Raw genomic sequence first — 15528 nt, 5'->3', positions numbered from 1 at the left:
TTTTTAATCAAATTAGCTCAGTTCATATCTCTTATAAAAATGATTCAGCCCATGTTTTTAATGTATGAGCATCAACCTGACTATCAAAGCGACGTCCTTGACATAATTTGGCATTGCCACAAGAAACTTTTAATTCCTGAGCGGTATTTCCTATACCACTGCCTCCTGATGTTGCAAAAGGAATAATTGTTTTACCTGATAAGTCATATTGTTCTAAAAATGTATTGATAATCGTTGGTGCCACATACCACCAGATTGGAAAACCAATAAAAATCACATCATAATCATCCATATTTTTAACTTCATTTTGAATAGCTGGACGATATGCTTTATTTTTCATTTCTTGACTGCTGCGACTTTGTGGATTGGTCCAATCCAAATCTGCTTGACTATATGGTTGAGCTGGTATGATCTCATGTAAATCCCCATCAATAGCTTGAGATAGTTTTTGAGCCACTTTTGCAGTGACTCCACTTGCTGAAAAATAAGACACTAAAATTTTTTTCATTTCCACCACTCCTATTCTCCAAAATATAAGGCAATTTCTTCCATTCTTTGCATTTGATCAACATGGAAAGGACAACGATGATTGCAATGCCCACATTGCACACAGGCACTTGCTTTCTTTTCTAAATGGTGATAGTGATCTTTAGCTAAATCATCACCTAATAAAGATAGATCATAATATTTATTAATCAAAGCAATATCTAAGCCCATAGGGCAAGGATGACAATGTTTACAATAAACACATTTTCCTTGATGTTCTACAGCATCAAATGTTGAAATAACAGTATAATCCTTATCTCCATCACTGGCCTGTGTATATTTTAAAATTTCTTTTAAATCATCACGATTTCTAACACCAGGTAAGACAGTCACAACACCTGGCTTATCTAATGCATATTGAAGACATTGAATACGTGTTAAAGCCTGCGGGAAAGGTGATTTGTTTGCATCCAAGAGCTGTCCTGCACTAAAGGCTTTCATAACTGAAATAGCGACACCTTCTTTTTCACAGCGCTGATATAAAGCCATTCTCTCATCAGTCTGACCAATGGCATATTCACCATGTTTATAATCATAGGCGGGATTAATACTAAACATTACCATATCTAATATATGCATATCTAAGACTTTATGCACAATTTCAGGAGTATGTGATGATAGTCCAATATGCTTGACAATCCCCTGTTTTTTTAATTCTTGAATATAATCAATAACACCCGCTTTTTCAATCGCTTTTAAATCTGCTTCTTCATCAATACAATGAATAAAACCAAAATCAATATAATCTGTCTGCAACATTTCTAACTGCCATTGAATAGATTGTTTGATCTTATCTAAATTTGTTGTCCATCCATATTCACCTGTTTCATAATTAGCTCCAAAATGAATCTGTAAATAAACTTTTTCTCTTTGTCCTTTGATAGCCTGACCAATTGCCTGAAATGTTTTAGCATGTCCACTTGCTAAATCTAGATAATTCACACCTTGATCAATAGCTTCTTGAATCGTCGCAATGATTTCTTCATCACTTGATTCTCCAAGTGAACTGGTTCCTAAACCAATCACACTAATTTTTTCATGTCCATGTGGTAATTGTCTATATTCCATGGATTTCAACTCCTTTGCATATAAATAAATTGTAAAATTATCATCTCTTCGATATTGATCTAATCGTTTCATTTGATGATGATCATAAAATTCATAAGAACAGCTTGTATCGGTATACAAAATATAATGGGAACAGTTTTCTTTTTGGAATAAACATTCTGCATACTCATAAAGCTTCGTTCCTAATCCCTGATGCTGATATGTCTCATCAACCATAAATAAAACAATCTCTCCATCATAGTTTTGATGCATCTTTTGTAATAACTGTTCACAGTTTTGATGATAGTTTTGCATCATTTGACGATAGGAAGAAATCAAATGGAAATCATCATGTTGATGATAGAGAAGATTTTGATATTCTTTTGGAATCAGAATTTTCTCTTTTTTAGATAAAGATAATGCTAAAAAACCAACAATACGCTGTTGTTTGGTTGCTATAAATAAATCTGTGGAATGCAATAAAACATCATAAAAATATTCTTGTGAGAAAATCATGCCATTTTTTAAACTTTTAAACATGCGATCTAATTTCCAGACCTGACAGATCATTTCTACGATTCTTGATGTCTCTTTCCATTGAAATCTTTCTATTTGCATAATGCCACCACAACTTTCATCTTTATTTTATATCAACCCTTTCTTCTCTTCAAATACTTATATTTCATATTCAACCATGCTTATAAAGCATAATAATAAAAGAGCCACTTATAAAAGCGATTCTTATTCTAAATATTCTTTAATTGAACTCATTTTATCATCTAAATCATTACACATCTGTGCACATTCCAATAACTGATAAGCTATGTAACTTTCTTTATCGTCATCAATGACTTTTTTATATCTCAATTTATGTTCTAGACTGGCCCAAAAATCCATCGCTAAAGTACGGAACTGAACTTCGACTTTCACCCATTTTTTCTCATTCTCTAAAAAAATCGGAACTTCAATAATCAAATGTAAACTGCGATAACCATTCGCTTTAGGATTTTGAATATAGTCTTTTTTCTTGACTAAACGAATATCATCTTGTTGTAATAAACATTGAGCCAAATGATAGATATCCTGTTTAAATGAACAGACAACACGTAATCCCGCAATATCATAAAGATATTTTTCCATTGTTTCAACATTAATCGGATAACCTTTTAACTTCAGCTTCTTTGTAATACTTGCATTAGATTTTAAGCGAGAGTGAATAGATTCAATAGGATTACGGTCATAACAAAGAGAAAGTTCTTCATTTAAAACTCTAAATTTTGTTTCTACTTCCATGATGGCACAACGATAATAAGCCATCATTTGTTTAAGTGGCAGAATTTCTTCCTGCCACTCATCGCTCATCACTTCATCAATAAATGCATCTTTAAACTGTTCAATAACCATGTAACTTTCCTTTCTTATGATTGTTTTGTTTGCATTTCTTTCATCTTATTTTTCATTTCAAAATAGAACATTGTTGAGGTTGTTAAAACAGCAATTGTATCAGCAATAGGTTCTGCTAAAAAGACTGCAAAAACCTGATCTGATATAAACATAGGTAAAATATAAATCAAAGGAATTAAAACCAAGATTTTTCTAAAGACTGCCAAAAATGCACTCTTTTTTGAATTTCCAAAGGCGATAAATGTCTGTTGACATGAAATTTGGATACCCATTAATAAGACTCCAGCCATATAAATTCTTAATGCCCAAATTGTGATTTCTGTTAATTGTGGATCACTTGTAAAAATCGCAACAAATAAACTTGGGAAAATCATAATCAATAACCATAGTATAGATGAATATGAAAAACATGAAATGGTTTGAAGTTTAAATGCTTTTTGAACACGATCACCTTGTTTAGCACCATAGTTATAACTGATAATAGGTTGTCCCCCTTGTGTTAAACCTTGTAATGGTAACATGGCAAATTGCATAACACTTGATAAGATTGTCATTGCTCCAACAGCTAAATCCCCACCATATTTTAATAATGATGAGTTAAAGCACAATACCAAAACACTTTCTGTAGCCTGCATTGCAAAAGGAGCAACACCTAAAGCAATACATGGTAATAAAATATGAAAATTGATTTTTAAATTTTCTCTTTTTAATTTTAAAATCGTATTTTTTCCTGATAAGAACCAGAATGCCCAAATGGCACTTAAAGCCTGTGACATGACTGTCGCAACTGCTGCACCTTGTACCCCCATATTCAATCCAAAAATGAAAATAGGGTCTAAAACAATATTTGTGACAGCTCCAATAACAACAGTTAACATACTAATTTTTGAAAATCCTTGTGCTGAAATAAAAGCATTTAATCCTAATGTCAACTGTACAAAGATTGTTCCAATCGCATAAATAGTCATATAATCCATGGCATAACCAATTGTATTTTCACTCGCTCCAAAAAGATATAATAATGGTTCTTGAAAAATCAAAACCAAAACTGTCAATAAAACGGCAATAATCATGAGTGATGTTGTACAGTTACCTAAAATTTTTTCAGCCGTATCATTGTCTTTTTTCCCCATGAAGATACTAGCTCGTGGTGCTCCTCCCATACCAAATAAGTATGCAAAAGCAGAAATAATCATGATAATAGGAAAACAGACTCCTACCCCTGTTAAAGCTGCAGAACCAACTTCTGGAATATGTCCTATATACATACGATCGACCATGTTATATAAAGCATTGACAACCTGTGATGTAATAGCTGGTACAGCCAAAATAAACAATAAATGTCCTACGGGTTCTTTTCCTAAGTCCACTTCTTGTGACATTTTTAATTTCATAAACATACCTCCTCATTTTTTTCTTTAAAATGATCTCTTATTTTTATTAACGTTTCTTCCATTTTTTGAATATCTTCTTTTGGAATTTCTGATAAAATATCTTCATTAATTTTTCGAATTTCTTTTTTTAAAATCTTTATCTCCTCAATTGCATCGGCTGTTAAATAAATATGTTGAATACGTCGATCAGTGACATCACTTTCTATACGAATCAGCTCTTTTTTCACCAAGCTTTCTACACTACGACTAATGAGTCCCTTAGAAACTCCTAAAAAGACATTTAACTGTGTACTTGTTGTAATACTTGGATTATTTGATAATAAAATTAAGATATTCATTTCATTAGGCGATAATTTCAAATCTTTTAATCTCTCATTTAAAACACGTGCATAATACTTTCTAATCTGTATTGAATAATCTAATAATGTTTCAATGTTCGTTTTCATATCTCACCTCATTAGTTTACTTGTATATTGTTTACAACTAAACAATATACTCTTATTTTATGAAAATTGCAACAAAAAAGGTGTAACATTTCGTTACACCAATTGCTTTAATAACTGTTCAAATAAATCAATATCATCTTTTATCATATCAATAGAATTTTGCCAGAATGCTGAATCCTGTAAATCAATATCAACACTCTTACCCACATCTTCTAAACTCATTTTTCCTGTTAATGATAAGAAATGTTCATACGTATCAGCAAATGTAGCACCTTGTTTTTGATATAAACCATATAATCCTTTTGCAAGTAATAAACCAAATGCATAAGGAAAATTATAAAACGCATAATCAGCTTCATAATAATGTGGTTTCCATGTCCACATATAAGGATGTAGGTAACGATGATCCAAACCATGACCATAGGCTTCTTTTTGAGCTTCTAACATTAACGCTTTGATTTCTTCAACACTTAATGGTCCTTCTTGACGCTTTTCAATCAATCGACTTTCAAACAAGTAACGTGAATAAATATCCACAATCACCTGTGCACAATCACAGAGTTCATTTTCTAAAATAAACAATTTGTCTTTTGCATCAGCAGATTTGAGCGCTGCCTTTTTGATAATTGTTTCGCAAAATGTTGAAGCTGTTTCAGCAATAGGCATTGGATAGTCAGCATTTAAAGCTGTTTGTGTATTTAAACATTCACCATGAAATCCATGTCCAAGTTCATGACCTAAAGTAATAGTATCACCAAATTCATTTCCATAATTTAATAAGAAACGACTTTCCTGAATACAATGTAAATTATGACAGAAAGCCCCTCCAACTTTTCCCGTTCTTGGATAAACATCAATCCATTGATTTTCAATAGCCTTCTTGGCATAATCTCCTAAATGCTTTGAAAAAGTATAAAACTGTTCTACAACAAATTGACTACCTTTTTCAAAAGGATAAGACATATCACTTTCTACAATTGGGGCATATAATTCATACCAAGGCAATCCATCCGTATAACCTAACGCTTGAGCCTTTAATTGAAAATATCTTTCAAACATAGGTAAAGCTTTTTTCATCGTAGAAATCAAAACATCCAATGTCTTTTGTGACATTCTGGAATCTATCAAAGTACGCTGTAAAACAGAATCATAACCTCGAAGATTGGCACTTGTTATGGCTTCACCTTTAATTGCATTCAAAGCACTCGCAACACCTTGTTCTACTTGTAAATAAGATGCTATCTCAGCTTCATATGCTTTCTTTCTCACCTCTTTATCCTTTGAATAAGCCATATTTAAAACTTCTGTCAAAGGATACTCCTTACCATCCATAGATACTTTCATAGAAGCAATTAACTGATCTTTATATTTCAACCAGGCACTTGAGCCAGTTGTTTTCATTTGAGCTAGAATCTTTTCTCCCTCATCACTTAATAAATAACGATTATGTTCTTGTGTTTCTTTTAAAACAAAAAGATGTTCTTGAATATAAGAATCTTGAATATGATCCAAATCAAACTGACCAATCCAACGATCAATTTTCGCCTGTGCATCTGCAAAACCTGCTAAAAGATTTTCAATAACAGATGAATATTTCAAAGCGTCCTGATTCGTTGTATCACTACTCATTGTTAATGATATAAAAGCATATATTTTTTCTACCAGATCCGAAAATTGATTGGATTGTTCTAAATATGACTTTAAATTGTCTTCTGTTTTTTCCTTTTGAGAATATTCCTGCATATCTTCTAACATTTGTTTTAATGTTTCAATATCATTTAAAAATGATTGATCTTGAAAAGATAAATATAATTGATCTAAATTCCAACGTTTCTCCATAATAACCTCCTTATTTATATTCATTATATACTTTTTTCATATTTTTTATATTAAAAACTTACTAAATTTCTGATTATCTTTTCATAAGCTGGTAAATGTCGGTATAGCCTGTATTTTAGGGCTTTATCGGCATTTTCCTTTGGGAAGATACTCTGCATAAACTGTCTTTTGAAATGAAAAAAGCACTGAAAAACCAGAGAACTATCTAATTGAATATTTTCAGATAGCAGTCTTTGTTTCCAATGCATCGAATACTGTTTCTTTATGTAGGAAATATTAGATTCATCTATATTTGGATTTTCAATCATAAGCTGATTCAAATCCTGCATAGAATTTGAGCGAATAATGGATAGAGTGTCATGAAATAGAATTTGACTATAAGGAATAATGACAGATAGTAAAAATGCATGTGTATGATGACAATGTTTACATATTCTGTTTTATATCATTTGATGGCTGATCAGAGGATTGCTGTAATCGCTCCCACTGCAAGACAGGCGGGCAGGCCAAGAAGCATACCAATACAGGACTGCCTGATATGAAAACGATAGTCCTTATATTCTTCCATATCCTCTGTGCCTGGTATCCTGACTTTTTTCGAATGGCAAAACCAGATGCAATCAAGTATCAGAGCGTCATACCAATCAATGATCAGCCAGATCAGGTAGGAATCCCGAAACCCTTTCCAGAATGTATCCGCTCCATTAAACTGTTTCAGGACAACAGCGAAGATGAACACAAAAGCAAGCAGGGCGATCCCCTTTCGGAGGATATCTGCCCTGGTAAAGCGTTGTTCTCTTTTTTCGATCAATCCTAATTCCATACATTTCTCCCGTATGGCCGGGGGATAATCTCCCACTGAGGTAAGGGGATTTTTCAGCGTCAGTGACACAATCAGAACTGTGAATAATAAGATACCAATCAGACTTTCTATCATGACCGCCATATTCACTTTACCTCCGATATCCATTTTATCGTTTTATGGAAAGCGTCTTCACGGCTGCGCCTGCAATCTTCCGGATATTGTCTCTCAATTTTAAACATTTTCAGCTTAGATGGATTTAATGGAACAAGAATGTGGCTTGCTTTTTCATATTCCAAGACATCCACCCGGAAAGCAAACCGGTGTTTTTCCAGGCGGTTTACCATATATGCCACTGCCTCTTTGCTGGGCCACATGAGATCTTCCTTTGCGTAAATAAATAAAATGTTTCCCTGAATGTTCTCCACATGAATGGCTGTATCCTCATCAAAATGTTTCAGTGGTTCTTCGTAGATGTAGGATAACTCGAACTGCTGATGGAGGATGAGGTTCCGGATTGCCGGCCCATATTTCAGATGCGCTGTCATACACGGAAAATCTTTTCCCCTGTATGTGAATTCGGAGGCAGATGAAAAAGTTTTCGATGCCATGCTTTTATTCCCGTACATGCCTCCCCATATACAGTGGATCGGGGAGAGTGCGACAACGCCGCAGATATCCGGCATAAGGGAAGCGCAAAGCAGCGCCAGTTCAGCGCCTTTTGAAATGCCGTACATGATAATCTTCTCATGTCCCTTGTTTTTCAGCCACAGGATTGCTTTTTCAAACGGATCGACAGGCACCCGAACCAATTCTTTCGGCAGCCCGTCTACGTTCCAGTAACAAATGCCTAACGCGGCGATGCCGCACCTGGCAAACATAGCGCCCACATTCATCGGGATATTTTCATTCCCTTCGCTGCCGCCTACTACGATGACGACCTTTTTGGGATCATGATCCTTAACAGGGACATGATAAAGTCCATAGAAGCCCTCCTGTGCAACCGTCACATATTCCACTTTCCCAACTCTCCCTGTTTTTGCAGCTTGGATTGCTGTCCGTATTTTCTTTCTTTATCCCATTTAGAGTCCTTTTTGCAAACATAGAAATCACACTTTTCTGCGCCCTCTGCAAGTGTACCTGTCCTGTATAACACGCCGCCCATGAGATCAGCAGAAATAAAATCCATGGCACACATATAAGGTATCAGTTCTTCCAAATGCTCCTGTTTTCCAAGCGCACACAGGCCGCACCTGTGATAGTTGATGGTGTATTCGTCTGCATCCCTTCCGGGAATCGTCTCCGTCATCCAGTTGAATTCGCTGTCGGATATGGCATTTGCAATTCTGTCCTTCTTGACTTTCTTTTTTTGATATTCCATATCAAATGGATTTTTACTCCCGAAAGCTTTTTTAATGAGCGACGCCTGCATCGTGGCTGTCACCATTTCCCCGAACTGCTCATGGCTCATCGCCCCATCCATTGCCTTATAAACTGCCATCCAGACAATTCCGCCGGAAAGACAGATTCGCAGAGGATTTTTCGTAAAACCGCCTATGTCGGGTGTCCTCGCCAACATATCTTTAAAGTTTTTACGCGATTTCTTCTTCACCCTGAATGTATCCGTATTTTTGCAATTGGCTGCGATATATTTGAAAATAGCAGGTGTCATCGCTGACCACATCAGTTTTTCACAGATGGTGTTTTTCATATTCTATTCCTCCTCAAACGTACTCATAAACGAGAGATTTCCTACTGAATGCGAATCATATTCTGTTTTATATCATTTGATGGCTGATCAGAGGATTGCTGTAATCACTCCCACTGCAAGACAGGCGGGCAAGCCAAGAAGCATACCAATACAGGACTGCTTAATATGAAAACAGTAATCCTTATATTCTTCCATATCCTCTGTGCCTGGTATCCTGACTTTTTTCGAATGGCAAAACCAGATGCAGTCAAGCACCAGAGCGTCATACCAATCAATGATCAGCCAGATCATGTAGGAATTCCGAACCCCTTTCCAGAATGTATCCGCTCCATTAAACTGTTTCAGGACAACAGCAAAGATGAACACAAAAGCAAGCAGGGCGATCCCTTTCCGAATGATATCCGCCCTGGTGAAGCGTTGTTCTCTTTTTTCGCTCAACCCTAATTCCATACATTTCTCCCTTATGGCCGGAGGATAATCTCCTACCGAGGCAAAGGGATTCTTCAGTGTCAGCGGAACAATCAGGATTGTGAATAACAGGATTCCGATTAAACTTTCTATCATGACCGTCATATTCACTTCACCTCCACTCCAGGTGGAGCATTTTGAGCATTCCAAATCGATCTGAGACATCCATACTGATTTTTGTAATGATTTTTAATCCATCTCGTTTGATAAACTTGTAATACGGTTCATCCGCCAGTACTTTGACACCGCCACCCAAGGTGGTAACCAGATCTTCAGCCGAATTCACATAAAAAAACATTCGGGCATTTTCATGCCCCATCTGCTTCATATATTTCTTCTGCAACATTTTCATGCCGCTTTTATTTACCGTATCAAACACAAGCTCTATATTCCCGAAACCTTTCAGCATCTGCAAAAGGCCAAGAACTTTTTCCTCTTGAAAGTAATGGAACAGACCTCCTGCAGTAACCAGAAGAGGCGTATCAGGCATGTTCCTGCGGATCTGCCTGAGCCATCCGTCTGAAAAAGCATCCCCTGAAAGATAAGTTTCCTTCTCAGGTTCCGGGAGCAAACTGCGCCGGTATTCGATTATATTCGGAAGGTCTACAGCATACCATTGGGTTTGTCCATTTTCATTGCGATCATACGTTGTCTCCAGTCCGCAGCCCAACTGTATAACAACACCATCCGGTTTACGTTTCAGGAAGTTCTGGATATGCCGATCCATATTAGCGGAACGGGATGCAGAAGCCAGAAGCGTGTATTGACTTTGATTTCCTGTTTCCAACAGTGCGGATGGCAACTTTTCTTTTAATGAAAGTGCTTTTTTATCATATAAAATACCCGGAAACTTTTCGCTGGCGTAAATTCTTCCCACCATAGGAATAAACATTGTATCTTCTACTATACCAAATTCGGACATGGCTATCTACCCTCCTATATGCAAATGAGTTAGTAATATCTAACCATTATTATATCAAGAGGAACCGGGGATTGCAATTCGTTTTCAATTGCTACTCGTTTTCTTCCCATCCTTTCTGCCAGCTCACCGCATCATCAAAAGAGAAGGAGCCATTCAGCAATGTCATTAAGTTAAGGACTGAATGACATTGGACTTACATCTTCTTTACTTACGATGAATCAAATAATCAATACCTAATGAAATAAAAGCAGTGATTGGAAAAATAATCCATCCTGGATGCCACCAGTTCCATGTCAATCCCATCACACAATATAGCATAGCTGCTAGAGGCATTGTGATTCCAAAAATACTACTTTGCTGCTTTTGAATTTGTTTATCTTTAACATACTCTTTATTATGAACAAGGAATTTATACACACCATCTAAAATTCCATAATAAATAAAGAAGAAAACAGCAATCGCAACACATAACATAAATTGAGCAGGTATCCATTGTGAGTTGGCAAAATGTGTTTCTGTTAATAACGCCACACATGCAAGTGAAACAATAATCAATAAAACACTACCAGCAATAGCTAAAGTCAAATGAGAGTGAAATTGTTGATATTGTTCCTGTAACTCTTGTAAATCACTAAAACTCATTTTTATTTCCTGATCTTCAATATTCTGATATGGATTTTTAGAAAGAGCAGCTACCATGATGACAAAAATACTTATACCAATAATGATTAAGAAGCCAAAACCACTCCATGTTTCATAAGGTGTATTTGAACATAAAATAGGAATGAGAAGTCCCAAAATCATGAATGATACAGATAATGCCATTTTTAATGCAAAACTTTTTTTGATTTGTATATAGTCGTCTATTTTTTGTTTTGACATTAAATAATAAGAAGTATCTGTTTTTTGAAAAGAATCATCATAATCTTCTTTTAATAAATAATCTAAACTCACTTGAAACAATTTGCTTATTAAAATCATCTTTTCCATCTCTGGATATCCATTTTGTGATTCCCATTTACTGACTGCCTGTCTTGATACATTTAATTGATAGGCTAAATCTTCCTGAGATAAACCTTTTTCTTTTCTTAATTGTTGTAACTTTTCTCCAAAACTCATATATCTCACCTCTTGTCTTAAGCATAGTCAAAATCAGCTCTATAAACCACCAACCTAGAGTTGTTTTTTGTCAACTAGAAGTTGCAAATAAGGGTTGCTACTTTATTTTAACATATTTTGACTTACAAAAATGTAAAGATTGCTTCAAACTCTTATAGATTAAAAAAATAAGTCTTCAAATTATCAAAGATGTATTCTTTTTATTATCATCTAACTGTCCTATTATAGTTAATAAATCTACCATAGATTCTTTTATTTGATACTTACCTACACCTAATGCATAGATATTACATATTTTTAATATAATAAATTATGCATTTTGCATTTTTTTAATATGAAATAAAAATTATTTTGCATTTTTTTATAACTTTTTTATCTATTTTATGTATTTTTCTCTATTCAAATGATATACTATGTATGGATGGTGATAGTTATGAAAAGAATAATCTATAATGATTTAATAGAATGGAAAAACAAAAAAGTGAAAAAACCGCTCATTATTAAAGGAGCTCGTCAAGTCGGTAAGACTTATATCATCAGAGAATTTGCCAAAAACAACTACAAAAATCTGGTTGAAATCAATTTTGAAAGAGATCATGAATTTCAAGAACTTTTCAAACAGACAAAAACTGCTCATGATTTACTGCAATACTTTGAATTAACATATATGGATATTCAATTTGATAATGATACTTTGCTGTTCTTAGATGAAATTCAAGCATGTGGAGATGCTTTCACAGCTTTGAAATTCCTGTCTGAAGATTTTCCTTGTGATATTATTTGCTCTGGAAGTATGCTTGGTGTTGCAGTAGCATCAAGTTCGTCTTTCCCAGTTGGTTACGTTGAAACATGGGATATGTATCCCCTGACTTTTTTAGAATTCGTAGATGCTATGGGAGTTAATCCATCTATTATAGATACAATTTATCAATCTATTGAAAACAACAAGCCTATTCCTATTAGCATTCATGAAAAATTTAATCAGTTCTTTAAGGACTATATCATTATCGGTGGTATGCCTGAAGTTGTTCAAACCTATTTTCAAACAAAATCATACAGAGAAGCACTACTTATTCAAAGACAAATCGTCGATGATTATAGAAACGATATGCTTAAATATGCTCATGGTTCTGAAAGAATAAAAGCAAGAGAATGTTATGATTCTATTCCACTTCAGTTAGCTAAAGAAAATAAAAAGTTTCAATATAAGCTCATTAAAAAAGGTGGAAATGCTCGCTATTATGAATCCAGTCTTGATTGGTTGAAAGACAGTGGACTTATTATCAAAACATATAGATTGAAAACTCCAGAGATTCCATTAGAAATCAATAAGGAACCGAATATATTTAAAGTCTATATGGCTGATACCGGTCTTCTTGTGTCCCAATTTGATGAGGCTGTCATCAAAGCATTCATCAGTGGAAATTTAGGGCATTTCAAGGGTGCTTTATATGAAAATGTTATTGCACAGATTCTTCACTCCAAAAAGAAAGATTCCTATTACTTTGAACCATCTCAATCTCAGGAAATTGATTTTGTCATTTATTATCAGGGCAATGTTACCCCTATTGAAGTGAAATCATCTCGTAACACTGTATCAACATCATTTCATAATTTTATTAAGACGTATAAACCTTCATTCGCTTTTAAATTTTCTCAAAAAAATATTGGCGAAAATTCTCAAATTGTGTGCTATTACCCTCTCTACACATTAGAATTTGTTCTCAACAAAGAAAAACCTGTATTACTCAAATAAAAGATATACAATTAACTTTCAATATATAAAAAAGCAAATCTAACCAACAGATTTTCTATGGTTAGATTTTTTATACGAGATTTCCTCATAAACAGGTCACTCACTTTCTTCATGTCTTGAATTTTCTCTATTCATGCTTTTATAAAGGCTCAAGGAAAATCATTTTATAGATGACTGGCCTCATTTTTTATCAACGAGAAATCACAAATAAGGATTACTATCTTTTTTTAACACATTTTTACTTACAAAATGTAAAGATTGTGCTAAAGTATTATAGGGGTGTTCATAATGATAAAGGATTTTCAACAATTATTAAAAGATAAAAATATTCAATTTTATATTGTTCCTACTGATGATGATCATCAGTCTGAAACTGTAGGTGACTATTATCAGGCACGTGCTTATTTAAGTGGCTTTACTGGTAGTGCTGGAACATTACTTGTGATGCAAGATGAAGCTTATCTTTGGACTGATGGGCGTTATTTCATTCAGGCAGCTAAGGAATTATACGAAGGTATTACATTAATGAAAATGGGACAAAAAGGTGTCCCTACACTATTAGAATTTCTTATCCAGCATATTCAAGAACATGATAAGATTGCTTTTGATGGTCAAACAATGGCTTGTCAATTTATTCTTGATTTGAAAAAACAGCTTAAAATTGATGACTATCAAATAGAGTGTGTTGATCTTATGCAGGAATTTTGGAAAGATAGACCTCAAAGATCATGTGAAAAAGCGTTTCTTTATGATATTCAATATCATGGATTATCAACTCATAAAAAGATTGAAAAGATTTTAGACTACATGAAAGATCATAACTGTCAATCACATTTAATAACAACACTTGATGATATAGCTTGGATTTTTAATATCAGAGGAAATGATATTCCATGTTCTCCAACTGTCTTAGCGTTTGCTTTAATTACATTGGATCAGTCATATTTATACCTTCAAAAAGGAAGTTATGACTTAGATATGGTAAAAGCATTACAACAAGAAAATGTCCTTGTGAAAGATTATCAGGATATTTATCAAGATGCTCAGGAATTAAAAGGTCGTGTTTTACTCAGTACCAATCATATTAATTATGCTTTATTCCAATGCTTAAACTGTGAAATTGTTGACAAAATGAATCCATCTCAAATGTTGAAGGCTATTAAAAACGAAGTTGAAATTGAAAATTCAAAACATGCTCATATCAAAGATGGTGTTGCCATGACAAAATTCATGTATTGGTTAAAAAATAATTATGGAAAAATTGATATGGATGAGATGAGTGTTTCTGATAAAGTCTTAGAATTGAGACAACAGCAGGATTTATTTATTGAACCAAGCTTTACAACAATTTGCGCTTGGAAAGACAATGCCGCTTTAATGCATTATCATCCAACATCTACACAATTTACAAAGATTGATCAAGATGGCATGCTATTGATTGACAGTGGTGGACAATATATGGATGGAACAACAGATATTACAAGAACATTCGTATTAGGACAGATTACAGATATCCAAAAGAAACATTTTACTATGGTCTTACAAGGGATGTTAGCCTTACAAAATGCACATTTCTTACATGGATGTACAGGACAAAGTCTAGATATTCTAGCCAGAGGACCAATGTGGGATGAAGATATTGATTATCAATGCGGTACTGGACACGGTGTTGGTCATTTATTAAACGTTCATGAAGGACCTCAAGGTTTCCGTTATAAACTACGTAGTTTATCAGAAAACATTACTTTAGAACCAGGAATGAATATTACTGATGAACCAGGTATTTATTTAGAAGGACAATATGGTATTCGTATTGAAAATGAATTATTATGTGTCAAAGGTCATGAAAATGAATATGGACAATTCTTACATTTTGAACCATTAACATTTGTACCTATTGATTTAGATGCTATTGATGTCAATATGTTAAGTCAAAAAGAAAAGAACTGGCTTAACCACTATCATCTAGAAGTTTATGAAAAAATTTCTCCATATTTAAATGATGAAGAAAAACAATGGTTAAAAGAATATACAAAAACCATTTAAAAACACAGGTCACATTTTGACCTGTGTT

Annotated in this window: 14 protein-coding genes; 2 read left to right on the top strand and 12 right to left on the bottom strand. The window is 34.1% G+C overall.

The window, feature by feature from the left end; translation table 11 throughout:
- Nucleotides 1-31: 31 nt before the first annotated feature.
- The 12 genes from ACESR5_RS02630 to ACESR5_RS02575 all read right to left on the bottom strand — a co-directional run bounded on the left by ACESR5_RS02630 (nucleotide 32) and on the right by ACESR5_RS02575 (nucleotide 11698).
- Entirely contained in the window at nucleotides 32-508 is a 477-nt protein-coding gene (locus ACESR5_RS02630; RefSeq protein ID WP_373154096.1) for a flavodoxin, read from the bottom strand.
- Nucleotides 509-519: 11 nt separating this feature from the next.
- Nucleotides 520-2211 (bottom strand): aldo/keto reductase, encoded by a 1692-nt coding sequence (locus tag ACESR5_RS02625; protein ID WP_373154095.1) that lies wholly within the window; start codon nucleotides 2209-2211, stop codon nucleotides 520-522.
- Between the two features lie 123 nt (nucleotides 2212-2334).
- Nucleotides 2335-2997, bottom strand: a complete 663-nt coding sequence (locus ACESR5_RS02620) for a GTP pyrophosphokinase family protein (protein WP_087298100.1) — start codon at nucleotides 2995-2997, stop codon at nucleotides 2335-2337.
- 14 nt (nucleotides 2998-3011) lie between these two features.
- The gene (locus ACESR5_RS02615; RefSeq protein WP_087936357.1) at nucleotides 3012-4391 is read right to left on the bottom strand and encodes an MATE family efflux transporter; all 1380 of its coding nucleotides are present in this window, start codon (nucleotides 4389-4391) and stop codon (nucleotides 3012-3014) included.
- Nucleotides 4388-4837 (bottom strand): MarR family winged helix-turn-helix transcriptional regulator, encoded by a 450-nt coding sequence (locus ACESR5_RS02610; RefSeq protein ID WP_087244473.1) that lies wholly within the window; start codon nucleotides 4835-4837, stop codon nucleotides 4388-4390. The genes ACESR5_RS02615 and ACESR5_RS02610 overlap by 4 nt, the downstream gene beginning before the upstream one ends.
- A gap of 93 nt (nucleotides 4838-4930) precedes the next feature.
- The gene (locus ACESR5_RS02605; RefSeq protein ID WP_373154094.1) at nucleotides 4931-6676 is read right to left on the bottom strand and encodes a M3 family oligoendopeptidase; all 1746 of its coding nucleotides are present in this window, start codon (nucleotides 6674-6676) and stop codon (nucleotides 4931-4933) included.
- Between the two features lie 460 nt (nucleotides 6677-7136).
- Complete coding sequence (locus tag ACESR5_RS02600; protein WP_202879148.1) at nucleotides 7137-7499, bottom strand: hypothetical protein; 363 nt, start codon at nucleotides 7497-7499, stop codon at nucleotides 7137-7139.
- 125 nt (nucleotides 7500-7624) lie between these two features.
- Nucleotides 7625-8497, bottom strand: coding sequence for an acyl-CoA thioester hydrolase/BAAT C-terminal domain-containing protein (locus ACESR5_RS02595; protein WP_087936353.1), 873 nt, complete (start codon nucleotides 8495-8497; stop codon nucleotides 7625-7627).
- Nucleotides 8485-9189, bottom strand: coding sequence for an L-2-amino-thiazoline-4-carboxylic acid hydrolase (locus ACESR5_RS02590; RefSeq protein ID WP_022789868.1), 705 nt, complete (start codon nucleotides 9187-9189; stop codon nucleotides 8485-8487). Before ACESR5_RS02590 ends, ACESR5_RS02595 begins: the two co-directional genes overlap by 13 nt.
- An 87-nt stretch (nucleotides 9190-9276) precedes the next feature.
- Nucleotides 9277-9762 (bottom strand): hypothetical protein, encoded by a 486-nt coding sequence (locus tag ACESR5_RS02585; protein WP_373154093.1) that lies wholly within the window; start codon nucleotides 9760-9762, stop codon nucleotides 9277-9279.
- A 7-nt stretch (nucleotides 9763-9769) separates the two neighbouring features.
- Complete coding sequence (locus ACESR5_RS02580) at nucleotides 9770-10579, bottom strand: class I SAM-dependent methyltransferase (protein WP_373154092.1); 810 nt, start codon at nucleotides 10577-10579, stop codon at nucleotides 9770-9772.
- A 204-nt stretch (nucleotides 10580-10783) separates the two neighbouring features.
- Nucleotides 10784-11698 carry a helix-turn-helix domain-containing protein gene (locus ACESR5_RS02575; RefSeq protein WP_373154091.1) on the bottom strand — a complete coding sequence of 305 codons (915 nt, stop codon included), beginning with the start codon at nucleotides 11696-11698 and terminating at the stop codon, nucleotides 10784-10786.
- Nucleotides 11699-12131: 433 nt separating this feature from the next.
- Here ACESR5_RS02575 and ACESR5_RS02570 point away from each other — a divergent pair, with 433 nt between their 5' ends.
- Both ACESR5_RS02570 and ACESR5_RS02565 read left to right on the top strand, forming a co-directional pair.
- Entirely contained in the window at nucleotides 12132-13454 is a 1323-nt protein-coding gene (locus ACESR5_RS02570; protein WP_373154090.1) for an ATP-binding protein, read from the top strand.
- 288 nt (nucleotides 13455-13742) lie between these two features.
- Nucleotides 13743-15500, top strand: a complete 1758-nt coding sequence (locus ACESR5_RS02565) for an aminopeptidase P family protein (protein WP_087244470.1) — start codon at nucleotides 13743-13745, stop codon at nucleotides 15498-15500.
- Nucleotides 15501-15528: the final 28 nt, after the last annotated feature.

The organism is Clostridium sp. AUH-JLR23, assembly GCF_964238065.1.
GTDB lineage: Bacteria > Bacillota_I > Bacilli_A > Erysipelotrichales > Coprobacillaceae > Allocoprobacillus > Allocoprobacillus merdigallinarum.
Note: the sequence above shows the minus strand (reverse complement) of the source record. Positions and strands in the feature narration are given on the sequence as shown.

Bases quoted from the DNA above. Each gene is read 5' to 3' on its own strand.
- ACESR5_RS02570 (WP_373154090.1), top strand. From the start codon at position 12,132: ATGAAAAGAATAATCTATAATGATTTAATAGAATGGAAAAACAAAAAA.
- ACESR5_RS02605 (WP_373154094.1), bottom strand. From the start codon at position 6,676: ATGGAGAAACGTTGGAATTTAGATCAATTATATTTATCTTTTCAAGAT.
- ACESR5_RS02580 (WP_373154092.1), bottom strand. From the start codon at position 10,579: ATGTCCGAATTTGGTATAGTAGAAGATACAATGTTTATTCCTATGGTG.
- ACESR5_RS02630 (WP_373154096.1), bottom strand. From the start codon at position 508: ATGAAAAAAATTTTAGTGTCTTATTTTTCAGCAAGTGGAGTCACTGCA.
- ACESR5_RS02600 (WP_202879148.1), bottom strand. From the start codon at position 7,499: ATGGAATTAGGATTGATCGAAAAAAGAGAACAACGCTTTACCAGGGCA.
- ACESR5_RS02615 (WP_087936357.1), bottom strand. From the start codon at position 4,391: ATGAAATTAAAAATGTCACAAGAAGTGGACTTAGGAAAAGAACCCGTA.
- ACESR5_RS02620 (WP_087298100.1), bottom strand. From the start codon at position 2,997: ATGGTTATTGAACAGTTTAAAGATGCATTTATTGATGAAGTGATGAGC.
- ACESR5_RS02625 (WP_373154095.1), bottom strand. From the start codon at position 2,211: ATGCAAATAGAAAGATTTCAATGGAAAGAGACATCAAGAATCGTAGAA.
- ACESR5_RS02575 (WP_373154091.1), bottom strand. From the start codon at position 11,698: ATGAGTTTTGGAGAAAAGTTACAACAATTAAGAAAAGAAAAAGGTTTA.
- ACESR5_RS02610 (WP_087244473.1), bottom strand. From the start codon at position 4,837: ATGAAAACGAACATTGAAACATTATTAGATTATTCAATACAGATTAGA.
- ACESR5_RS02585 (WP_373154093.1), bottom strand. From the start codon at position 9,762: ATGACGGTCATGATAGAAAGTTTAATCGGAATCCTGTTATTCACAATC.
- ACESR5_RS02565 (WP_087244470.1), top strand. From the start codon at position 13,743: ATGATAAAGGATTTTCAACAATTATTAAAAGATAAAAATATTCAATTT.
- ACESR5_RS02590 (WP_022789868.1), bottom strand. From the start codon at position 9,189: ATGAAAAACACCATCTGTGAAAAACTGATGTGGTCAGCGATGACACCT.